This is a genomic window from Pseudomonas sp. D1HM, from assembly GCF_019266105.1.
GTDB classification, from domain to species: domain Bacteria; phylum Pseudomonadota; class Gammaproteobacteria; order Pseudomonadales; family Pseudomonadaceae; genus Aquipseudomonas; species Aquipseudomonas taetrolens.
The window spans coordinates 248645-271380 of record NZ_LRMN01000015.1; the positions used below are offsets into that span (position 1 = coordinate 248645).

Genomic DNA, 22736 nt, shown 5'->3' on the forward strand with positions numbered 1-22736 from the left:
AAACTTTCCTACGCTTGTATGACCGGTATCTATGCCAACTTTGCGCACGTTCTTCGCAACAGCCCTGCTTGGGCTGAGCCTTTCCGTCGGCATGCTCCAGGCTGCCGAACCGCCCGCCCCCGAAGCGGTTCAGCAGAGTCTGGATAAAATTGCTGATCGCAAACTGCCCGACGCTGATCAAAAGGCGTTACAGGCGGTACTCGAGCAGACCCTCAGTGAGTTGGCCAACAAGGCCGATTACGAGCAGCGCTTGAGCGAAGTCAAACAGCAACTGAGCAGTGCGCCTCATAAAACCAGCGAAAACCAGCGCGAACTGGCCCGCCTGAAAACCAGCACCGTAGCGCCTGTGGCCCAGCGCTATAACAATCTGTCGGTGCCGCAGCTGGAGCAACTGCTGGCTGAGCGCACGACGCAGCAGGGCGAACTGCAAAAGGCCCTGGCCAGCGCCAACAGCATGACCATCGCTGCGCAGACCCGTCCGGAACGGGCGCAAGCCGAGATCAGCACCAGCCAGACGCGCATTCAGCAGATCAACAACACCCTTAAGGCGGGGCGCGAAAACGGTAAGGTGCTCAATGCTGACCAGCGCAACCTGCTCAATGCCGAAATCGCTTCGCTGACAGCGCTGATTGCTCTGCGCCGCCAGGAACTGGCAGGCAACAGTCAATTACAGGACCTGAGCAGCAGCCAGCACGACTTGCTGCTGGAAAAAACCACGCGTCAGGATCAGGAAATTCAAGAGCTGCAAACCCTGATCAATCAGAAGCGATTGGCAGAGTCCCAGCAGACTGTCACCGAACAATCGATCGAGGCGCAAAAGTCCGGCAGCAGCAGCCTGCTGTCCACCGAAAGTGCGATCAACCTCAAACTGTCCGACTACCTGTTACGCAGCACGGACCGCTTGAACGAGGTGACCCAGCAGAACCTTGAAACCAAACAGCAACTGGATAACGTCACCCAAAGCGATCAGGCGCTGGACGAGCAGATCAGCGTGCTCAAGGGCAGCCTGCTGCTGTCCAAGATTCTCTACAAACAGAAGCAGGCTCTGCCGCATCTGCAAAAAATGGACAAAAACCTGGCAGACGAAATTGCCGACATCCGCCTCTATCAGTTTGAGGTCAACCAGCAACGCGAGCTGATCAACAATCCGACCAGCTATGTCGACAACCTGTTGTCGACGCAACCCGCGGCAGAAGTGACGCCGCAAATGCGCAAGACGCTGACCGAACTCGTGTCCACCCGCAGCGACTTGCTGGATCGGTTAAATCGCGAGTTGAGCGCCCTGCTCAACGAAACCATCACCCTGCAACTTAACCAGAAGCAATTGCTCAACACCGCCCAGAGTCTGCGTGCGACCCTGGACGAACAAATGTTCTGGATCCCCAGCAACAAACCGCTGGACCTGGAATGGCTGCAAGAAGCCCCTCGCCGCTTTGAACAACAAATCGTGACACTGCCCTGGACCACAGGTTTCAGCGAGCTGGCCGACGGCCTGGCGCAGCGACCGTGGCTGTTTTCACCGTTGCTGCTGGTGATTGCCGCCCTGCTGTGGAAGCGTAAGTTCCTGTACAAGAAACTCAACCGCATTCACCAGGACGTGGGCCACTTCAAGCGCGACAGCCAATGGCACACGCCGATGGCGATCCTGATCAACATCCTGTTGGCCATGCCAATCTCAATGGCCCTGGCACTGTGCGGCTATGCCCTGCAAACCGATGCCCGAGGCATGAACGCCAACCTCGGGGCTTCGTTGATCCAGATGGCCGAGGCCTGGCTGGTGTTCTACACCGCGTATCGCATACTGGCACCGGGCGGCGTGGCCGAACTGCATTTCCGCTGGGAAAAACCGCTGGTTGAGTTTCTTCAGGCGTGGGTTCGCCGGCTCGGGCTGGTGGTGCTGGCATTGGTGGCGGTCGTCGCCTTCGCCGAGCAACAGCCCGCTGCACTGGCAGACGATGTACTGGGGATTCTGATCGTACTCGGCTGCTATGCCGCCATGGCCTGGTTGCTGATACGCCTGCTGCTCAATAACCCGCTCGACAAAAAAGCCTATCGCTTGCGCAAACTGCTGGGCCTGATGGTGGCTATCCTGCCCATCGCCCTGTTTGTGGCGGTGTGTTTTGGCTACTACTACACCGCCCTCAAACTCAGTGATCGACTGATCAACACGCTGTACCTGCTGATGTTCTGGCTGGTGATCGAAGCCGCCTTCGTACGCGGCCTGGCAGTGGCTGCGCGACGCCTTGCGTATCAGCGCGCACTGGCCAAGCGTCAGGCCGCCAAAGAGGCCGGCGAAGGGAATGACACGGTGATCGAAGAGCCGACACTGGACATCGAGCAGGTCAACCAGCAATCGTTGCGCCTGATTCGCCTGGCCTTGCTCGCAGCCTTTGCCGGCGGACTGTATTGGGTGTGGGCCGATTTGATTTCGGTATTCTCCTACCTCGACAACTTTACCCTCTACGAGTACACCAGCGGCAGTGGCGCCACCATGAGCATGGTGCCCATCAGCATGGGTGACATGATCGGCGCGCTCGTCATCATTGGCATCAGCATTGCCCTGGCGCGCAACCTGCCAGGCCTGCTTGAGGTCCTGGTGCTGTCGCGGCTCGACCTGGGTCAAGGCAGCGCCTACGCCACGACCACGTTGCTGACCTATGTCATCGTCGGCATCGGGTTTGTTTCAACCCTGTCCACGCTCGGCGTGAGTTGGGACAAGCTGCAATGGCTGGTAGCCGCGCTCTCGGTCGGCCTGGGTTTCGGCATGCAGGAAATCTTCGCCAACTTCATCTCCGGGATCATGATCCTGTTCGAGCGCCCGGTACGGATTGGCGACACCATCACCATTGGCAACCTGTCAGGCACGGTGAGCAAAATCCGGATCCGGGCCACCACCATTACCGACTTCGACCGCAAAGACATCATCGTCCCGAACAAAACGTTCATCACCGGGCAACTGATCAACTGGTCGCTCACCGACACCGTGACCCGCGTAACCCTGAAGCTGGGGGTCGACTACGGCTCCGACCTGGATCTGGTCCGCGACCTGCTGCTCAAGGCCGCACGGGAGAACCCCCGTGTGCTCAAGGATCCCGAGCCGCTGGTGTACTTCCTGAACTTCGGCCAAAGCACCCTGGATCATGAGCTGCGCATGCACGTACGCGACCTGGGCGACCGCAACCCGGTACTCGATGAAGTGAACCGCTTTATCAACCGCGAGTTCAAGAAACACAGCATCAACATCTCGTTCCAACAGATTGAGGTGTACCTTAAGAACATGGATGCTCAGGAATACAAGGTGGTACCGATCAAACCCCAAGGCGAGCCTGGCGCCACTGAGCCAGCCCCTGTGCAAAAGCCGCAGTTGGGCAAGCACGAACCGCCCAAGGACTGACATCGACCGAGCAGCGCGGGCGTGCCCGCAATAGCCTCACCGCGCTGCAACACACCACCGCGTTGCCTGCTTCGCGAGACACGCCAGCTCCTGCATGGAGCCTGAGGCTTACCCACTTTTGTTTGCTGGAGATGGCCGTTGAAAGCCCTCGACGAACTGACCTTCGACAACCGTTTCGCCCGTTTGGGAGACACCTTCTCAACCCACGTGCTTCCAGAACCCATCGACGCACCGCGGCTGGTGGTGGCCAGCGAAGCCGCCATGCGCTTGCTCGACCTGGACCCCGCCGTGGCCGAAGACCCGGTGTTTGCCAAATTGTTCGGCGGCCATACCCTGTGGGCAGATGCCGAGCCGCGGGCGATGGTCTATTCCGGCCACCAGTTCGGCTCCTACAATCCGCGGCTGGGTGATGGTCGCGGGCTGTTATTGGGCGAGGTCTACAACAGCGCGGGCGAGCATTGGGATCTGCACCTCAAGGGTGCAGGCATGACGCCCTACTCGCGCATGGGCGATGGCCGGGCCGTGCTGCGCTCCTCGATTCGCGAGTTTCTTGCCTCCGAGGCCTTGCACGCGCTCGACATCCCCAGCAGCCGCGCGCTGTGCGTGATCGGCTCCGACACCCCGGTGTGGCGCGAGCAACAAGAACGGGCGGCCATGGTGCTGCGCCTGGCGCCAAGCCATGTCCGCTTTGGACACTTCGAGTATTTCTACTACACCAAGCAGCCCGAGGCCCAAAAACAACTGGGCGAGCACGTGCTGGCGCAGCACTTTGCACAATGCCTGGAACAGCCAGAACCCTGGCTGGCAATGTTCCGCGAAATCGTCGAGCGCAACGCCGAGTTGATCGCCAAATGGCAGGCTTACGGCTTTTGCCACGGCGTGATGAATACCGACAACATGTCGATTCTGGGCATCACCTTCGACTTCGGACCTTTCGCCTTTCTGGACGACTTCGACGCCCACTTCATTTGCAACCACTCCGACCAGGAAGGGCGTTACTCCTTCAGCAATCAGGTCCCCATTGGTCAATGGAACCTCAGTGCACTGGCCCAGGCACTGACACCGTTCATTACCGTTGAAGCCCTGCGCGAGACCTTGGGGTTGTACCTGCCGCTGTACCAGGCGCACTACCTCGACCTGATGCGTCGACGCCTGGGCCTGACCCGCGCTGAGGACGGCGATCAGGCATTGATCGAAGACCTGCTGCAACGGATGCAAGGCAGCGCCGTGGACTACACCCTGTTCTTCCGCCGCCTGGGGGATCAACCGGCCGAGCTGGCCGTGGCCCGCCTGCGCGATGACTTCATCGACCTCAAGGGCTTTGACGAATGGGCGGAGCGGTATGTGGCACGGGTCAATCGCGAAGGTCCGCCCGATGACAATGCGCGACGGGAACGCATGCATGCGGTCAACCCGCTGTACATCCTGCGCAACTACCTGGCACAAAAAGCCATCGACGCAGCGCAAGCCGGAGACTACAGCGAAGTACGGCAACTGCATCGGGTACTGACCCGGCCGTTTACCGAACAGCCTGGCATGGAAGCCTATGCCGAGCGGCCGCCGGAATGGGGCAAGCATCTGGAGATTAGCTGTTCGTCGTGAACAACCTGCGAACCACGCCGCTGCCACAATGATGACAGCGGCACTACGCCTGATAGATTCCCAAAACCTGACCCGCTCATTCCCTCACAACACCGACACTTTGTGAGCGGATGAGCAGCACATTCCCTCTCTGCATAACCAAATCGCATATCAACCTTCCCAAACAGTCTTAGACGAAATAACTCACGCTCACTATCGTGACGCCCGCGTGGCGGCTCCAGGTTGCCCGATACCTCATACGAGATTCGTTGCTTAAGGAACGTCCATGTCCTGGGACTCACTTCCCCTGTTGTTCGTCGCTGCCTTGCTGGTGTGGTTGCTGGTGTCGTTTGTACGCGAGAAGTGGAGCGCCGATGTGGTGGCCGCGATCGGTGTTGCAGCCTTGCTGGTCACGCAGATCCTGACCCCGCATGAAGTGCTGAGTGTGCTGAGCAACTCGGCACCGGCCACGATTGCCTGCATGTTCGTGCTCTCCGCCGCACTGGAGCGCACCGGCTGTATTGATGCATTGGGCAACTGGCTGGGCAATCTGGTGGGAGACCGGCCACTGCGGGTACTCGGCGGCCTGATGATCACTGCACTGGTGATTTCGGCGTTTTTGAACAACACACCGGTGGTCGCTATCTTGACCCCTGTAGCGATTGCCCTGGCCAAGCGCGCCCACACCTCGCCCTCCAAACTGCTGATTCCCTTGTCGTATGCCACCGTACTGGGCGGCATGCTGACCATGATCGGCACCTCGACCAACATTCTGGTGGACGGCGTAGCCCGCAAGGCCGGACTCGCGCCTTTCGGCATGTTTGAAATCACCCAGGCCGGGCTGATGTTTGCCGCGGTCGGTTTTGTCTATTTGATGCTGTTCAGCAACCGCTTGCTGCCTGATCGCGACAGCCTGTCCAAGCAACTGCGTCCGGATCTGGCCCGCACATTCATGAGCGAGCTGCTGGTGCCGCATGACTCGTCGGTGATCGGCAAAACCCTGGCCGAAGCCAATCTCAATGGCGGCAGTGGCTTGCAAGTCCTGAAGATCTTTCGCGAAGAGCAAGAGCTGAGCAGCCCGGAATCCCACACTCAACTGCGCAGCGGCGACCGGCTGGTGCTCCACGGGCAAGTACACAATGTGGTCGAGCTGCGCGAAAGCGGCGTGCTGGCCTTCAACCGCGGCGATGCTTTCGAGACCATCAGCAGCCACGACGTGATTGTGGCCGAGGCTATCGTCGGCCGTAACTCCCGTTACAGCCACCGCCCCATGCGCGACCTCGACCTGACAGCGCGCTATGGCATCGCCGTGCTGGCCGTGCATCGCCAGGACGAAAACATTCAAGGCAACCTCGACGATCTGCACTTGCAGTTTGGCGACGTGATGCTGGTAGAAGGCACGCCGGCGCAGATTCGCCGCTTTGCCGAGAACGGCGATCTGATCAGCCTCAATACCGTACTGGAGCGCGCTTATCGCCGCGACAAGGCGCCCATCGCCATTATCGCCACCCTGGCGGTGATGCTACTGGCTGCGCTGGAAATCATGCCCATCGAGGGGTTGGCATTGATTGCCGCCGTGACCGTGGTCGCTACGCGTTGCCTGGATGTACAAGACGCCTACAAGGCCGTGGACTGGAAGATTCTCAGCCTGATTTTCGGCATGCTGGCCATCAGTATTGCGATGGAGAAAGTCGGCCTGATCAACCTCGTGGTCAACCAGACCATGGCCGCGGTGCCCAATGCAGGCCCGCTGTTGATGCTGGGTTTCGTGTACTTGCTGACGACCATCCTGACCGAGATCCTCTCCAATAATGCGGTGGCCGTATTGCTGACGCCGATTGCCATTGGCGTCGCACAACAGATGGGGGTCGATCCCCGCCCCTTCGTGGTCGCGGTCATGTTCGCCGCCAGCGCCAGTTTCGCCACACCCATTGGCTACCAGACCAACACCTTCGTGTATAACGCTGGCGGCTATAAATTCAGCGACTTCCTGCGCATCGGTGTCCCGTTGAATGTGCTAATGCTGATCGTCGGAATGCTGGTGATCCCCTGGATCTGGCCACTGACACCGGTGGCGGGCTGACCGATAGTCTGCTGAACTCAGCTTCACACAACGTGCAGGAGCGAGCTTGCTCGCGACAGGATCACAGGTGATCCTGTCAAACCCAGTTGCCTGCATCGCAAGCAAGCTCGCACCTGCAGAGGTTTATTACCGGAGCCCCCTCATGCCCGATCCACTGCTGATCCCGTGCCCTCACTGCAATGGCCTGAATCGCATCCCGGCCGCACGCCTGGCTGAACACCCCAAGTGCGGACGCTGCAAAAACGAAGTGCTGACCGGCAAACCCTTTGAGTTGAAACAAGCCGACTACACCAGCCAGATCAAAGGCGACCTGCCGCTCCTGGTGGATGTATGGGCTGAATGGTGCGGGCCGTGCAAAGCCTTTGCACCGGTGTTCGAACAGGCGGCCAGCCAACTGGCCACCACCTGCCGACTGGCCAAGCTCGACAGTGAAGCCAATCAGCAACTGGCGGTGCAATTGGGTATCCGCTCGATCCCCAGCCTGATCCTCTACAAGAATGGCCAGGAAATCGCCCGTCAAAGTGGCGCCTTCCCCCTGCAACAGCTCAAGGCCTGGCTACACAGCCACGGGATCAGCGCTTAAGCGTTCTGATCCAGATAGTCGTGCAGTTCAATGAATTGCCGGGTCAGCTTGTGTCGCGGGTCGAAGTAAACCAGCGGCTGGCTGGCCTGATGCGATTCACGCATACGCACTGAACTGCCGAGGTACACCGGTAAGACGGGCAGGCTTTCAGCGATCAGTTCATCCAGCATTTGCTGCGGCAAACTGGCCCGGGCCTGAAATTGGTTGACCACGATGCCTTCCACCATCAGTGCTTCGTTGTGATCGTCTTTCAGCTCATCGATCTCGGCCAACAGGCCATACAGCGCCTGACGTGAAAAACTGTCGCAATCAAACGGGATCAGCACGCGGTCACAGGCGATCAATGCCGACACGGCATAGAAGTTCAGGGCTGGCGGCGTGTCGACATAAATGCGGTCGTAATCTTCGGCCAGCTCATCAAGCAACTTACGCAGCTTGTTGATCTTGTGCTTGGCTTCCAGTTTTGGCTGCAAATCGGCCAGTTCAGCCGTGGCGGTAATGATGTGTAGATTTTCGAAAGGCGTTTCGTAAATATCGACCCGATTTTTCTTTGAGCCAACACCCGCAGACAAACTGTGCTTGAAGAAATCCGCGATCCCCATCGGAATATCGTCGCCGGTGAGCCCGGTGAGGTATTGGGTGGAGTTAGCCTGGGCATCCAGATCGACCAGCAAGGTCCTGTACCCCTCGCTAGCGCTGACCGCCGCCAGGTTGCACGCGATGCTGGACTTGCCCACACCGCCTTTTTGATTGAACACCACACGACGCATTTCATAACCTCCGTGTATCAATGAGTGCCTGAGTGTAGAGGCCCTTTGAGCGGCTTCGCTACCTCGCCTGGAAATGAACTACAGCTCTAGTCTCCATATCTGCAAACGCACTTGAACATATCTACTTTCTGCAGCACTTGAAACTTACTCACCGACAAACAATGGCTAAATGACAGTAATTTTAGGCCGTCCCAAAAAAAACCATACTCCAAATGTAAGCAATATTTGCTACCAACCAACTGCACCGGGATAATGTCGCCACTCTGTTACGAGTGCTGCATCAACCGATGTTGCCCTCTTGCATCAAGGAAGCCCGCCAGGGCGGGATGAAACTCCAGTGATCAACTTCAATATTGCCGCATGGCGCGCCTGGGCTCCGGGCCTCGAGAGCGTGGCCGACTGGCAGGCCTGGAGCCAGCATCCCGAAGGGATCGCCCCCAGCGATGTCGCCCCTGATGTCTCGTTTTTACCCGCCATGCAACGACGGCGCCTGAGCCGGCTCGCCCGCATGGCCTTCAGCGTCGGCTGGCCATTGGCTGAAGGCCATGAGGCGCTGCCGCTGGTGTTCATCTCTCGCCACGGCGAAACCCCGCGAACCTTCGACATCCTCAGCGACCTGGCCGCCGCTCAGCCCCTGTCGCCCACACAGTTCAGCCTCTCGGTACACAACGCGGTCATTGGCCTGTGGTCGATCCTGCGCAACGAAACTAGCGAAATGACCGCCCTCGCCGCTGCCGGCGACGGCCTGGAGCATGGCCTGATCGAAGCGTGCGGCCTGCTCAATGAAGGCGCCCCCGCCGTGTTGCTGATCATCACCGAAGAACAGCCGCCCGAGGCGTATGCGCGCTGGATCGATGACGTCCCGTTTCCGTATGCCGTGGGCCTGTTGCTGACACCCGGCAAGCAATGGCAACTCTCACTGGCCACCAGCACCTCGGTAGCGGCCAAAACCCGCTGGCCTCATGCCCTGGAGCTGTTGCGGCATATGCACGGTGAACCCACCACGTTCCAGCACGCCTGGAAAAACCGTGTCTGGAACTGGCAACGCACCCCGTGAACAGGCGTCGAGATGCCTATTTCTGGCGCCTGATCGCCACCGCCCTGAGCTTCATGCTCTTCGGGCTCGGATGCGTGGGTCTGAGGCTGGTGATATTTCCCTTGTTGAGCGTTATGCCAGGTGACGCGGTGCGCCATCGCGAGCGTGCGCGTTACACGGTCAGTCGACTGTTCTGGTTGTTTATCCGTTTCATGGCGCGCATGGGCGTGTTGACCTATGACGTGCAAGGTGCCGAACGGCTGGGACGCCCCGGGCAGATGATCATCGCCAACCACCCGTCGCTTATTGATGTGGTTTTTTTGATCGGCTTGGTGCGTAACGCCAATTGCGTGGTCAAACAAAGCCTTTGGCAAAACCCGTTCACTCGCAGCCCCGTACGTGCCGCTCAGTACATTAGCAATGACGGCAGCGTCGACATGCTCGATAACGCCGCCGCAGCGCTGCAAGAAGGCCAGACCCTGATCATCTTCCCGGAGGGCACTCGCACCCGGCCGGGGGAGTCGCCTGCCTTTCATCGCGGCGCCGCCGCCATTGCGTTACGGGGTGCGAAGATCCTCACCCCGGTGGTGATCAAGGTCAGGCCGACAACGCTGACCAAGGCTGAACCCTGGTACCGGATCCCGAAACGCCGCGTGCATTTCAGTTTTCGGGTCGGGGCCGATATAGATCCACATACGTTTGCAGCGCAAGGCCCGCCACCTAAAGCCTCGCGCCTGCTCAATGACTTCGTGCATGACTACTTCATTAAGGAGCTCGCCACAGATGAGCACTCTACACACTGAAATCAAGCAATTGATCATCGACGCCCTCGGCCTCGAAGACATCAGCACCCAGGACATCGGCGACGACCAGACCTTGTTCGGCGAAGGCCTGGGGCTCGATTCGGTTGACGCCCTGGAGCTGGGCCTGGCGATTCAAAAAACCTACGGCATCAAGATAGACGCCGACGCCAAAGACACCCGTGATCACTTTTCCAGCGTGGCCAGCCTTGCGGCTTTTGTCACCGCCAAACAGGCAGCCTGAGACCGAACCATGCAAACCCGTGACGACATCTTCAATACCCTGCGCACCGCTCTGGTCGAACTGTTCGAGCTTGAGCCCGAGCGCGTGACCCTGGACGCCAACCTGTACCAGGACCTGGAAATCGACAGCATCGATGCCGTTGACCTGATTGACCACATCAAACGCAAAACCGGCAAAAAAATCGCCGCCGAAGAGTTCAAGTCGGTGCGTACCGTCAACGACGTGGTTGAGGCGGTTTACCGCCTGGTTCATCCCGCCGCATGAGCCGGCTGATCGGCCTGGGCCTGCTGCTGGCCGGCCTGCTGTACCCGTTCGCGGTGTATTTCGGCATGGCCCACTTCGCTCCATGGCAATTTGCCCTGTTACTCGGCGGCCTCTGGCTGGCGCGCGCCCTGACCGGGGAACGACGGCCCGGCAGCCTGATGATGGCCCTTGTCGCGCTGGTGTTCTGCGCCCTGCTGGCCCTGTTTAACAGCCCGTCATTGCTGCGCTGGTACCCCGTGCTGATCAGCACATTCATGCTCAGCCTGTTTGGCCTGAGCCTGAAGTTTGGCCCGCCGATGATCGAGCGTCTGGCGCGCTTGCGCGAACCAGTGCTGCCACCGGTGGCCATCCATTACACACGGCAGGTGACCAAAGTCTGGTGCCTGTTTTTTCTGCTCAACGGGCTAGTCGCCGCCAGCTTGACGCTGTGGGCCCCACTGGCCTGGTGGACGTTGTACAACGGCCTGATCGCCTATGGGCTGATGGGGTTGCTGTTTGCCATTGAATGGCTGATACGACAAAAGGTAAGAGGCCAGGCATGAATTGGATAAAACTTGAGCAGTTACTGCTTGAGGGGCACATCGCCCGTGCGGTCACGGTTGACCCGACGCTGGACCACGCCACCTTCCGTGAGCGAGCCTTGCGCCTGGCCGGCGGATTGCAACAACGCGGCGTGCAACGAATCGCCGTACACCTGGACGATGCAGCCGACCTGGCCATCGCCCTGTTCGGTGCATGGCGGGCCGGGGTCAGCGTGTTACTGCCCGCCGATCTGCAACCGCAAACCCGCCAGCGCTGGAATACCCAGGTCGATTTATGGCTGACCAACAACCTTGAGCTCGAGGCCTTGTACGCCACACCGCTGGCCGCAGCCGAGCTGGACCTTGATCGGTGCCAATTGAGCCTGTGCACCTCAGGCTCCAGTGGCGAGCCCAAACGCATCGATAAAAGCCTGCGCCAGATGGCCAATGAAGTTGAAGCCCTTGAACAGTTGTGGGGCTCCGGGCTGGGTGACGCTTGCCTCATCGCCAGCGTGGCCGCGCAGCATATCTACGGCCTGTTATTCCGTGTGCTGTGGCCCCTGTGCGCTGGCCGCTGCTTTATCCGCCAGCAGTTGGCATTCCCCGAAGACATGCAACGCGCCAGCCGCCAGCACGCATCCTTTGCCTGGGTTGCCAGCCCGGCGCTCCTCAAGAGAATGACTGACAACCTCGACTGGCCGGCCTTGAGCCCGGTACGCCGGGTGTTCTCCTCGGGCGGCGCCTTGCCGGCCGACGCCGCCCAAGCGCTGCATCAGCGTTTGGGCCAATGGCCAACCGAAATTCTCGGCAGCTCTGAAACCGGCGGCATCGCCTGGCGTCAGGGCCCGAACCTGTGGCAACCCTTCAGCGACGTACAGCTCAGCCAAAGCGAAGACGGCGCCTTGCGCATTGCCTCGGCCTACCTGCCTGCCGGTCATGTCGAGCAAACCGCTGACGCTGCACGCATTGAAGCTGATGGCCGCTTTGAGCTGCTCGGCCGTCTGGACCGCATCGTCAAACTGGAAGAAAAGCGCATCTCTCTGCCCATGCTGGAGTTGGCGCTGGTCAAGCATGACTGGGTACTTGAGGCTCGCCTGGGCGTGGTCAATGAACAGCGGGCATCGCTGGGCGCCCTGCTGGTGCTGAGTGACAGCGGCCTGTTTGCCCTGCGTGAGCATGGCCGCCGCGCGCTGACCCAACACTTGCGCCAGCATTTGAGCCAGCACTGCGAAGCGCTGGCCCTGCCCCGTCGCTGGCGGTTGCTGCGCCAATTACCGCTCAACAGCCAGGGCAAACTGCCTCAGGCGCAGGTGGATGCGCTGCTGCTGGCACCTCGCCCGAAACTGCCCGAGGTGCTGAGTCAGACCGAGGTCGACGGCCAATGGATCCTCACCCTTGGCATCCCGCCGGACCTGGCATTCTTCAGCGGCCACTTTCCCAAAACCCCGGTATTGCCCGGCGTGGTGCAGGTGGATTGGGCGCTCAACCTGGGCCAGCAACTGCTCGCCCTGCCGCCACGTTTTGCCGGCATGGAAGTCCTCAAGTTTCAGCAACTGGTGCGCCCCGGCGACCAGCTCGAACTGACCCTGCGCTTCGACCCCGAGCGCAGCAAATTGCACTTTGCCTACCGTAATGCCAACGCCGCATGCTCCAGCGGCCGCATCGTGCTGGAGCCAACCTGTGGATAACAAACACGCCCTGCATAAACCCTGCGCCGTGATCCCGGTTTACAACCACGAAACCGCCGTGCCTGCCGTGGTCGAAACCTTGCTGGCCGCAGGTTTGCCCTGCGTGCTGGTGGACGATGCCAGCAGCCCGGCGTGCCGTGCCGTGCTGGAACAACTGGCGCAAGGCGAACAGATCTTTCTGGTGAGCCTGGCCGTCAACCAGGGCAAGGGCGGCGCGGTCATGGCCGGCCTGCGCGAAGCCGCTCGGCTGGGCTTTACTCATGCCCTGCAAGTAGACGCCGACGGTCAGCATGACCTGCACGACGTTGCGCCCTTCATGCAATTGTCGCAACTCAATCCCGACGCCCTGATCTGCGGTTATCCACAGTACGACGCCAGTGTGCCCAAGGGCCGGCTTTATGCGCGCTACCTCACCCATGTGTGGGTGTGGATCAACAGCCTGTCGCTGAAAATCCCCGACTCGATGTGCGGCTTCCGGGTCTATCCACTGGCTCCGACACTGGCCCTGATCAACTCGGTCAAACTCGGCAAGCGCATGGACTTCGACCCCGAGATCCTGGTGCGCCTGGCCTGGCGCAACCAACCCATGTGCTGGCTGCCAACCCGGGTGCACTACCCGCAAGACGGCCTGTCGCACTTTCGCCTGTTCCACGACAACGCGCTGATTTCCAGCATGCATGCCAAGCTGTTCTTCGGGATGCTGGTGCGCTTGCCGAGCATCCTCTGGAGGCGCTGGAAGGCATGAGCGAACCTCAACAGCACTGGGCCGATCACAAGGAACGCGGCAGTTTCTGGCTGATGAAATTCACCGCGTTCGGGATCAAACTCCTTGGCCGGCGCCTGCTCACACCGGTGCTGTACGGCATCGTGCTGTACTTCTTTGTCTTCGGACGCCGCGCCCGCCACAGCATCCGCGACTACCAGCAGCATCTGGCCGACTGGAGCGGGCAAAGCTCATTGCGCCCGACGCAATGGCGAATCTTCGGCCAGTTCATGGCCTTTGCAGACGCCCTGCTCGACAAGCTCGACATGTGGAATGGCCGACTCAAGTTCGAAGACATCGAGATCGTCGACCCGGCCCGCCTGCGCGACCAGCTGCGCGGTGAGCGCGGCCAGATGCTGGTGGGCGCCCATCTGGGCAACCTGGAAGTGTGCCGGGCCCTGGCCGAGCTGGGCGAAAAAGTCACCATGAATGTGCTGGTACACACCCGGCACGCCGAACGTTTCAACCGCCTGCTGGGCGAGGCCGGGGCCACCAGCCTGCGGCTGATCCAGGTCAGCGAGCTCAACCCCGCCGTCATGCTGCAACTCAGCCAGCGCCTGGAAAACGGCGAATGGCTGGCGATTGCCGGAGACCGCGTACCGCTGCATGGCGGGCGCAATGTGCAGGTGAACTTTCTCGGGCATCCGGCGCCGTTCCCACAGGGCCCCTGGCTGCTGGCCGGGCTGCTCAAATGCCCGGTCAACCTGCTGTTTTGTCTGAAGCACGAAGGCCGTTATCGAGTGACCCTCGAACCCTTCGCCGATGCCGTGCAGTGGCGACGCAGCGACCGTGAACAGGTGATCGCCGAATGGGCGACACGCTATGCCGAACGCCTGGGCCATTACTGCCTCGAAGCACCGCAACAGTGGTTTAACTTTTACCCATTCTGGAAGACCGATGACGACGCATCCGCATGAGCCAGTAACCTTCGGCCAAACCCCATTGCGCATCGAAGACGTGCTGGCCCTGGCCAATCGTCAGGTGCCCACCCACCTGCAAGACGACGCCCCTTACCGCGAGCGTATCGCCAAAGGTGCGCGCTTTCTCGATTCGTTGCTGGACAAAGAAGGCGTGATCTACGGCGTGACCACCGGCTATGGCGATTCGTGCGTGGTGGCGGTGCCGCTGGAACATGTCGAAGCCTTGCCGCGTCACCTCTATACCTTTCACGGTTGCGGGCTGGGCAAACTGCTCGACGCCCAGGCCACCCGCGCCGTGCTCGCTGCGCGTTTGCAGTCGCTGTGCCACGGCGTGTCCGGGGTTCGGGTTGAACTGCTGGAACGCCTGCACGCGTTCATCGCTCACGACATCCTGCCGCTGATCCCGGAAGAAGGCTCAGTCGGTGCCAGCGGAGACCTGACGCCGCTGTCCTACGTGGCCGCTACCTTGTCCGGCGAGCGCGAGGTACTGTTCAAGGGCGAACGCCGCAGCGCGGCAGACGTACACCGTGAACTGGGCTGGACGCCGCTGGTGCTACGCCCCAAGGAAGCCCTGGCACTGATGAACGGCACCGCCGTGATGACCGGCCTCGCCTGCCTCGCCTATGCCCGCGCCGACTACCTGCTCAAGCTCGCCACACGCATCACCGCCCTCAATGTGGTGGCGCTGCAAGGCAACCCCGAGCACTTCGATGAACGCCTGTTTGCCGCCAAGCCGCACCCGGGGCAAATGCAGGTGGCCGCCTGGATTCGCCAGGACCTGGCCATCGATGCCCCGACTGCACCACTGCATCGCCTGCAAGACCGCTATTCGCTGCGTTGCGCGCCCCACGTATTGGGCGTGCTGGCCGACAGCCTGAACTGGTTGCGTTCATTCATCGAAATTGAACTCAACAGCGCCAACGACAACCCGATCATCGACGCTGAGGAGGAACGCGTACTGCATGGCGGGCACTTCTACGGCGGCCATATCGCCTTCGCCATGGACAGCCTCAAGAACCTGGTGGCCAACGTTGCCGACCTGCTGGACCGCCAGCTCGCGCTGTTGGTGGACGTGCGTTACAACCACGGCCTGCCAAGCAACCTGTCCGGTGCCAGTGCTGAACGTGCGATGCTCAATCACGGTTTTAAAGCTGTACAGATCGGCACCAGCGCCTGGACCGCCGAAGCCCTGAAAAATACGATGCCGGCCAGCGTGTTCTCGCGTTCCACCGAATGCCACAACCAGGACAAAGTGAGCATGGGCACCATCGCCGCCCGGGATGCGATCCGGGTGCTGGAGCTGACCGAACAGGTCGCCGCCGCCACCTTGCTCGCGGCCAATCAGGGTGTATGGCTGCGCAGCCGCACCGAAGATGCCCGTCCCTTGCCACCCGCACTGGCCGCCATGCACGCCGAACTCGCCCTGGACTTCCCGCCAGTGATCGAAGACCGCGCGCTCGAAGCCGAGCTGCGCCTGTGCCTGACCCGAATCGCTGAACAACACTGGAGGCTGCATGCGTAGCAAAGGCGTGTTGCATGTCGACACTGAAATTCTGGTGCCCTTTTTTGATATCGACACCATGCACGTGGTGTGGCACGGGCATTACGTCAAATACCTGGAGGTTGCCCGCTGCGCCTTGCTCGAGCACCTCGGCCACACCTACACCCAGATGCTGGAGGCGGGTTATGCCTGGCCGGTGATCGACATGCAGCTGCGTTATGTACGCGGAGCCACCTTTGGCCAGCGGATCAACGTACGCGCCAGCCTGGTGGAATGGGAAAACCGTCTGAAGATCAATTACCTGATCACCGATCTGGCCACTGGCGAACGCCTGACCCGGGCAAGTACCGTACAAGTGGCCGTCGAAATCGCCAGCTGTGAGATGCAAATGGCCTCGCCCGCATGCTTTACCGACGCCGTCGCCAAGGTGCTGCCATGAACCGGTTGGCCTGGAGGCGCGAGCTTGCCCGCGATCGCCTCAATACGCTCTGGCAGAACATCCGCAGCGCCTGCATCGCGAGCACGCTCGTGTCTACAGGCGTTGTCGCACTGCTGTTTTGCTCATCAGCCCACGCTTTCGACCTGCAACAACTCAGCGAACAACTGGCCAGGCCCCAGGTCATCCATGGCCAGTTCGTGCAAGAGAAACACTTGCGCGCCCTGCCCAAACCGCTGACCAGCACCGGCACCTTCGTACTGGCCAAGGACCACGGCCTGCTCTGGCAACTGAAAACGCCGTTGCAACAGGACTATCGCATCACTGCGCAGGGCATCGCCCGCCGCAGCACCAACGGCTGGCAAATGCTCCCGGGCAAAAGTGCCGGGGCCGAGCAAAACCGTCTGTTCCTCGCCGTGTTGCAGGGCGACAGCAGCGGCCTGAAGCGGGATTTCGACCTGCAACTGCAAGGCGAGCCCGATCGCTGGACACTGACCCTGATGCCGCGCTCGCTGTTGCTCAAGCAAGTGTTCAACCGCATCACCATCGATGGCGGTGAATTGGTGCAACGTATCGAGCTGCAAGAAACCCAAGGCGACAGCACCCTGCTGCGCATGCAAAACAGCGTCAGCAACCAAGCGTTGAGCGACGCGGAGCAACACGACTTTGCGCAGTGAACGCTGGTTGCCCCGAGGCTTTTTGATTCTGCTGCTGGCCGTGCTGGCCATGGCCGGCTGGCAATGGCGTGACGGCCCACCGCTGTCGGCCAACCTGATGGACCTGGTGCCTGGCGAGTCGCCGGACGCGCTGGAGCTTAGCGCCGAGCAGCGCATGCAAGAGCCGCTCAACCGCGAAATGCTGGTTCTGGTCGGCAGTGATGATCGCCAGCAAGCCATCACCCGCGCTCAACAGATAGCCGAGCAATGGCAAGCCAGCGGTGTGTTCGAAAAGGTCCAGTGGAACCTGCAGGCCGACTTGCCTGCCTTGCGTGAGCAACTGTTGCGCGGGCGCCTGGCCATGCTGTCCCGTGACGATCGCACACAGCTGATTGCGCACCCGGATGCCTTTATCCAGCAACGGGTACAAACCCTGTTTGACCCGTTTACCGGGTTCAGTCTGGTGCCCAGCCAGGATGATTGGCTGGGCCTCACCGGGCGTATCCAGAACAGCCAGCCACAGCGTGGCGCGGTGCAACTGGACATCGGCAGCGGCGCCTTGATCGCTGATGCCGACGGCAAAAGCTGGGTATTGCTGCGCGCCCGTACCCACGGCAATGCCTTTGACATGAAGCTGCCATTGCGCGTGGCGGCTCTGCTTGAACAAAGCCGCGAGCAGGCGGCACATGATGGTGTGCAGCTGCTTGCTGCCAGCGGCCTGCTGTACGCGGCAAGCGGTCAGCAACAGGCCACCCGCGAAATCACGTGGGTCGGCGGCGGTGCCACCGTCGGGATTCTGCTGTTGTTGCTGCTGGCGTTCCGACGCTGGCGGGTGCTGCTGGCATTCGTACCGGTGCTCGTGGGCATGCTGTTCGGGGCCGTGGCCTGTGTCGCGTTCTTTGGCAGCATGCATGTGATGACACTGGTGCTGGGCTCGAGCCTGATCGGAGTGGCAGTGGATTATCCCCTGCACTACCTGTCCAAAAGCTGGAGCCTGAAACCCTGGCGCAGCTGGCCGGCCTTGCGCCTGACCTTGCCCGGTTTGAGCCTGAGCCTGGCCACCAGTTGCATCGGTTACCTGGCGCTGGCCTTTACCCCGTTTCCGGCACTGACCCAGATCGCGATCTTCTCCGCCGCCGGATTGATCGGTGCCTACCTGAGCGCCGTGTGCCTGTTGCCCGCATTGCTCAAGGGCGTGGAGCTGCGCCCGGCGCAATGGCCACTGAACATCGCCCAAACCTTGCTCAATGTGCGGGAAGCGCTGCTCAAAAGGCTGCCGACCCCTGCCCTGCTGGGCTTGCTGCTGGTGTTTTGCGCCATCGGCCTGTGGCAACTGACCAGCAAAAACGATATCCGCCAGTGGGTGGGCGCTCCGCCCGGCCTGATGGCCGAAGCCCAGGCCATTGCCCGGATTACCGGTTACCAGCCCACCAGCCAGTTCTTTCTGGTGCGGGCCGACAACGAACAGCAATTGCTGGAGCGACACACCGCACTGAGCGAGCGCCTCGATCAGTTGGTGCATATGGACAAGTTGCAGGGTTATCTGGCACTGAATCAACTGGTCGGCCTGCCGAGCGAGCAACAGCACGTGCGCGTCGCCCTTGATCAACTGCCGCAGCACTGGCAGCCCCTGCTGGACCTGGGTGTGCCCGAAACAGCCTTGCAAGCCGAGTTGGCGCAGCTCAAGGCCCTGCCCGAGCAAACCATCGATGACGCGCTGCGCGGGCCGCTGGCGGAACCCTGGCGCATGCTGTGGCTGGGCAAGCAAGAGGTCGGCGTGGCGGCGATGGTCAGCCTCCAAGGCCTGAATAACGCCAGCCTGCTACGGGTTCAGGCCGAGGGCTTGCCGGGGGTGCAACTGGTGGATCGCCTGGGCGACTTGAACACGGTATTCGCCGCCACGCAAATCAGCGCGGCCGAATTGAAACTGTTGTCCTGCGTATTAATTGTGCTGCTGTTGATCGCGCCCTTTGGCTTCGGTGGCGCATTGCGCATCGTCTCCCTGCCATTGCTGGCGGCGTTGTGCAGCCTGGCCAGCCTTGGCTGGTTGGGTCAGCCATTGACGCTGTTCAGCCTGTTCGGCCTGTTGCTGGTCACGGCGATCAGCGTCGATTACGCCATCCTGATGCGTGAACAAATCGGCGGCGCGGCCGTCAGCCTGCTCGGTACGCTGCTGGCGGCGCTGACCACCTGGCTGTCATTCGGCCTGCTGGCGGTGTCGAGCACGCCTGCGGTGAGCAACTTCGGCCTGGCGGTCAGTCTGGGGCTGGTCTTCAGCTTCATCCTCGCGCCTTGGGCCGGCAAGCAGGAACACAGCCCATGCTGACCGTCGCATTCTGGCTCCTGGCCCTGATCCTGTTTGCCGTCGCAACCCGCATAGGTCGTCGTGCTGGCCTGATTCCGATTGTCAGCCAGTTACTGCTGGCGTCCATCGGTCTGCCGTTGTTGATGGGGTTGTGGGTCGAACCGTACTGGCAGCTCAGCGGTGCACAACTGGTTGCACCGCTGTGGCTGAAAAGCCTCTACAGCCTGAGCTTTGCCTTGTTGCTGGGGCAAATCCTCAGCGATGCAATCGATCTGCGCATCGACCGCCAATGCCTGAAAATCGCGCTGCCGAGCTTTGCCGTGCCGTTCCTTTGCGGGCTGGCCTGTGCGGTGTGGCTGCTTCCCGCTCAGCCCTGGCTGAGTTCGCTGGCCGTGGGGCTGGTGTTTGCGATCACGGCCATCCCGGTGCTGTACCTGTATTTACGTCATATCGACTATCCACCCGCCGCAGCCCGCCGCCTGGTACAAAGCGCGATCCTGATCGACCTGACCTGCTGGAGCCTGTTCGGCCTGGCCCAGGGCAGCCTGGACCTCAACAGTCTGCTGCTGCCATTGGCCGGTGCCTTGCTGCCGTTACTGTTGCGCGCGCTGAGGATTCGTCAGCCGCTGTGTTACAGCCTGAGCTTTTTCGCGCTGCTGGTGGTGGCTGAACATTACCGCCTCAACGCCCTGGTGTTCGGCGTCGGCTACCTGTTGTGCATGGCCTGGCTCAAGATCCCGCTGGTGATGCCGTTAAAGGCCGCTTGGCTTGAGCATGTGCAAACCCGCTATGCCGTGCCGCTTATCCTCACGTTCGGCATTGTGCAGATCAACCTTCACAGCGCGCTGGACGAGATCAACCTGCTGCAGATAACCGCCCTGTTGCTGCTGCCGGTGGCCAGCAAACTGCTGGGCAACTGGCTTGGCCTGAGCTGGGCCACGCCGTCGTTTGCCGGTGCCAGCAAGTGGCGTGAAAGCCTGCTGCTGAATATTCGCGGATTGAGTGAAATCGTGTTCCTCAACCTGTTGCTGCAACAACACCTCATCAGCCCCGCGCTGTACTTCGCGCTGATGCTGATGGGATTGTTCGCCACGCTGCTGCCGGCGCTGGCGGGCATGAACAAACCCCTATTGAAGTCTGCCGTCCCCCCCGGCAAGGAGCCTGTGTGTCAGTCATAGAAATGGAACATCGTCAGGTTGTAGTTATTGGTGCAGGGCCTTCGGGTGCGATTGCCGCCACCCTGCTCAAACGCAAAGGTCACGATGTCGTGATCATCGAACGCCAGCATTTTCCGCGTTTCTCCATTGGCGAGAGTTTGCTGTCGCACTGCATCGACTTCATCGAAGAAGCCGGCATGCTCGACGCCGTTCAGGCCGCTGGTTTCCAGCTTAAAAACGGGGCGGCCTTTGCCTGGGGCGACCGTTACAGCGCCTTCGATTTTGGCGACACCTTCAGCAACGGCAAACCCACCACGTTTCAGGTCCAGCGCGCTGACTTTGACAAGGTGCTGGCTGATCAGGCCGAGCTGCAGGGCGTCGAGATCCGCTACGGGCAAACCGTGACCCTGGCGGATATCGAGCGTGCCAAACCACTGCTCGACGTTGAACGCGAAGACGGCAGCCGCTATCAGATCGAGGCTGACTTTATCCTCGACGCCAGCGGTTATGGCCGGGTGCTGCCACGCTTGCTCGACCTCGAAGCACCGTCGAACTTCCCGGTGCGCCAAGCCGTATTCACCCACATTGAAGACCGCATTGATTGCGCAGGTTTCGAGCGCGAAAAAATCCTCATCACCACTCACCCGACCCAACGCGACATCTGGTTCTGGACCATCCCGTTCAGTAATGGCCGGTGCTCGGTCGGCGTGGTGGCGGCGGCCGAGCATTTTGTCGGGCGCAGTGAAAACCTGGATCAATGCCTGCGCAGTTTTATCGACGAAACCCCAAGCCTGCAGCGGGTGCTGGCCAATGCGCTGTGGGACACCCCTGCGAGAACCATTGGTGGCTACTCGGCCAACGTCAAAACCCTGCACGGTCCCGGCTTTGCACTGCTGGGCAATGCCGCCGAGTTTCTCGACCCGGTGTTTTCTTCAGGCGTCACCATCGCCATGCGTTCCGCCAGCATGGCCGCCGCCATGCTGCACCGCCAACTGCAAGGTGAAACCGTTGACTGGCAAACCGAGTTTGCCGAGCCGCTCAAACGCGGGGTCGATACCTTCCGCTGCTACGTCGAAGGCTGGTACGCCGGCACCTTCCAGGATGTGATTTACCACCCCGGCAGCTCGCCCCAGATACGCCGCATGATCAGTTCGATTCTGGCGGGCTATGCCTGGGATGAACGCAACCCGTTCGTCAGCGAACCCAAGCGCCGTTTGCGCATGCTGTCGGACGTCTGCGCCACGGAGAACGAATGAAACCTCTGAGCGATACCTACGTTGAAGAAACCCGCTTCGGGTTTTGGTTCCTGCGCAGCCACACCTGGCAGCACCACGTGCTGCGGGTGGCCATCAACGATTTGCGCAACCTGTTCAGCGACCCCCTGCCCTCTGCACCGGTGATCCTCGATGCCGGCTGCGGTCAGGGCAAGTCGTTCCAGTACCTGCAGAACACCTTCGCCCCGAAGCGTTTGATCGGCCTCGACGCAGACCCGCTGAGCTTGACCCTGAGCCGCGAAGAAGCCCGCCGCCAGGGCATCAATATTGAGCTGATCGGCAGTGACTGTGCAGAACTGGAACTCCCGGACGCCAGCGTCGACATGCTGTTCTGTCACCAGACTTTCCACCATCTGGTGCAACAGGACCGGGCACTGGCCGAGTTCTATCGCGTGCTCAAGCCGGGAGGTTATCTGCTGTTTGCCGAATCCACCGAAGCCTACATCGACACTTGGGTGATTCGCTGGCTGTTCCGCCACCCCATGCATGTCCAGAAAAGCGCCGCGCAATACCTGGAGATGATCCGCGATCAGGGCTTCCAGTTCGAGGCACAGAACGTGTCGTACCCGTACCTGTGGTGGAGCCGTTCCAAAGACTTCGGCCTGCTGGAGCGTTTGGGTCTGCGCCGCGTCAAGCCGGTGGGTGAGCGTGAAGAAACGCTGGTAAACGTGGTCGCACGCAAACCCCTGAACCCTGCAGGCGCGAGCTCGCTCGCGATGGGACCAACGCCGTGAACCTGTTAAACCACGCGGCCCGGATC

At 60.8% G+C, this 22736-nt stretch carries 20 protein-coding genes; 19 read left to right on the forward strand and 1 reads right to left on the reverse strand.

The window, feature by feature from the left end; translation table 11 throughout:
- The first annotated feature begins 31 nt into the window (after positions 1 to 31).
- From mscK to trxC, 4 genes are all read left to right on the forward strand, one after another.
- Positions 32 to 3394: a mechanosensitive channel MscK gene (gene mscK / locus AWM69_RS16815; RefSeq protein ID WP_218727606.1), complete on the forward strand. Its 3363-nt coding sequence runs from the start codon at positions 32 to 34 to the stop codon at positions 3392 to 3394.
- A 138-nt stretch (positions 3395 to 3532) separates the two neighbouring features.
- Complete coding sequence (gene selO / locus AWM69_RS16820) at positions 3533 to 4996, forward strand: protein adenylyltransferase SelO (protein ID WP_131653672.1); 1464 nt, start codon at positions 3533 to 3535, stop codon at positions 4994 to 4996.
- A 265-nt stretch (positions 4997 to 5261) separates the two neighbouring features.
- Positions 5262 to 7058: an SLC13 family permease gene (locus AWM69_RS16825; protein WP_131653673.1), complete on the forward strand. Its 1797-nt coding sequence runs from the start codon at positions 5262 to 5264 to the stop codon at positions 7056 to 7058.
- Positions 7059 to 7200: 142 nt separating this feature from the next.
- Entirely contained in the window at positions 7201 to 7641 is a 441-nt protein-coding gene (trxC, locus tag AWM69_RS16830) for a thioredoxin TrxC (protein WP_218727607.1), read from the forward strand.
- Here trxC and AWM69_RS16835 read toward each other — a convergent pair.
- Positions 7638 to 8411, reverse strand: coding sequence for a ParA family protein (locus AWM69_RS16835; RefSeq protein WP_131653675.1), 774 nt, complete (start codon positions 8409 to 8411; stop codon positions 7638 to 7640). The two genes, trxC and AWM69_RS16835, sit on opposite strands and share 4 nt — an antisense overlap.
- Before the next feature lie 337 nt (positions 8412 to 8748).
- On the opposite strand from AWM69_RS16835, the gene AWM69_RS16840 reads away from it, so the two are divergent.
- Genes AWM69_RS16840 through AWM69_RS16910 form a run of 15 tightly spaced genes read left to right on the forward strand, consistent with a single transcriptional unit; the run spans position 8749 to position 22710 of the window.
- The gene (locus tag AWM69_RS16840; protein ID WP_218727608.1) at positions 8749 to 9468 is read left to right on the forward strand and encodes a beta-ketoacyl synthase chain length factor; all 720 of its coding nucleotides are present in this window, start codon (positions 8749 to 8751) and stop codon (positions 9466 to 9468) included.
- Positions 9444 to 10250 carry a 1-acyl-sn-glycerol-3-phosphate acyltransferase gene (locus AWM69_RS16845; RefSeq protein WP_218727671.1) on the forward strand — a complete coding sequence of 269 codons (807 nt, stop codon included), beginning with the start codon at positions 9444 to 9446 and terminating at the stop codon, positions 10248 to 10250. Before AWM69_RS16840 ends, AWM69_RS16845 begins: the two co-directional genes overlap by 25 nt.
- On the forward strand, positions 10231 to 10491 hold the full coding sequence (locus AWM69_RS16850; protein WP_048382852.1) for a phosphopantetheine-binding protein: 261 nt from the start codon (positions 10231 to 10233) through the stop codon (positions 10489 to 10491). The genes AWM69_RS16845 and AWM69_RS16850 overlap by 20 nt, the downstream gene beginning before the upstream one ends.
- 9 nt (positions 10492 to 10500) lie before the next feature.
- Positions 10501 to 10755 (forward strand): acyl carrier protein, encoded by a 255-nt coding sequence (locus AWM69_RS16855; RefSeq protein ID WP_048382853.1) that lies wholly within the window; start codon positions 10501 to 10503, stop codon positions 10753 to 10755.
- Positions 10752 to 11297, forward strand: a complete 546-nt coding sequence (locus tag AWM69_RS16860) for a hypothetical protein (RefSeq protein ID WP_131653678.1) — start codon at positions 10752 to 10754, stop codon at positions 11295 to 11297. The genes AWM69_RS16855 and AWM69_RS16860 overlap by 4 nt, the downstream gene beginning before the upstream one ends.
- On the forward strand, positions 11294 to 12964 hold the full coding sequence (locus AWM69_RS16865; RefSeq protein ID WP_218727609.1) for an acyl-CoA synthetase family protein: 1671 nt from the start codon (positions 11294 to 11296) through the stop codon (positions 12962 to 12964). Before AWM69_RS16860 ends, AWM69_RS16865 begins: the two co-directional genes overlap by 4 nt.
- Positions 12965 to 12974: 10 nt before the next feature.
- Complete coding sequence (locus AWM69_RS16870) at positions 12975 to 13709, forward strand: glycosyltransferase family 2 protein (protein WP_218727673.1); 735 nt, start codon at positions 12975 to 12977, stop codon at positions 13707 to 13709.
- Entirely contained in the window at positions 13706 to 14644 is a 939-nt protein-coding gene (locus AWM69_RS16875) for a glycosyl transferase (protein ID WP_131653680.1), read from the forward strand. Before AWM69_RS16870 ends, AWM69_RS16875 begins: the two co-directional genes overlap by 4 nt.
- Complete coding sequence (hutH, locus tag AWM69_RS16880; RefSeq protein ID WP_218727610.1) at positions 14625 to 16169, forward strand: histidine ammonia-lyase; 1545 nt, start codon at positions 14625 to 14627, stop codon at positions 16167 to 16169. The genes AWM69_RS16875 and hutH overlap by 20 nt, the downstream gene beginning before the upstream one ends.
- On the forward strand, positions 16162 to 16587 hold the full coding sequence (locus tag AWM69_RS16885) for a thioesterase family protein (RefSeq protein ID WP_218727611.1): 426 nt from the start codon (positions 16162 to 16164) through the stop codon (positions 16585 to 16587). The genes hutH and AWM69_RS16885 overlap by 8 nt, the downstream gene beginning before the upstream one ends.
- Positions 16584 to 17261, forward strand: a complete 678-nt coding sequence (locus AWM69_RS16890; RefSeq protein WP_218727612.1) for an outer membrane lipoprotein carrier protein LolA — start codon at positions 16584 to 16586, stop codon at positions 17259 to 17261. Before AWM69_RS16885 ends, AWM69_RS16890 begins: the two co-directional genes overlap by 4 nt.
- Before the next feature lie 49 nt (positions 17262 to 17310).
- Positions 17311 to 19566 carry an MMPL family transporter gene (locus tag AWM69_RS16895; RefSeq protein ID WP_373274331.1) on the forward strand — a complete coding sequence of 752 codons (2256 nt, stop codon included), beginning with the start codon at positions 17311 to 17313 and terminating at the stop codon, positions 19564 to 19566.
- Complete coding sequence (locus AWM69_RS16900; RefSeq protein ID WP_218727616.1) at positions 19560 to 20723, forward strand: sodium:proton antiporter; 1164 nt, start codon at positions 19560 to 19562, stop codon at positions 20721 to 20723. The genes AWM69_RS16895 and AWM69_RS16900 overlap by 7 nt, the downstream gene beginning before the upstream one ends.
- Entirely contained in the window at positions 20711 to 21958 is a 1248-nt protein-coding gene (locus tag AWM69_RS16905; protein WP_218727618.1) for an NAD(P)/FAD-dependent oxidoreductase, read from the forward strand. The genes AWM69_RS16900 and AWM69_RS16905 overlap by 13 nt, the downstream gene beginning before the upstream one ends.
- Positions 21955 to 22710 carry a class I SAM-dependent methyltransferase gene (locus AWM69_RS16910; RefSeq protein WP_131653686.1) on the forward strand — a complete coding sequence of 252 codons (756 nt, stop codon included), beginning with the start codon at positions 21955 to 21957 and terminating at the stop codon, positions 22708 to 22710. The genes AWM69_RS16905 and AWM69_RS16910 overlap by 4 nt, the downstream gene beginning before the upstream one ends.
- Positions 22711 to 22736: the final 26 nt, after the last annotated feature.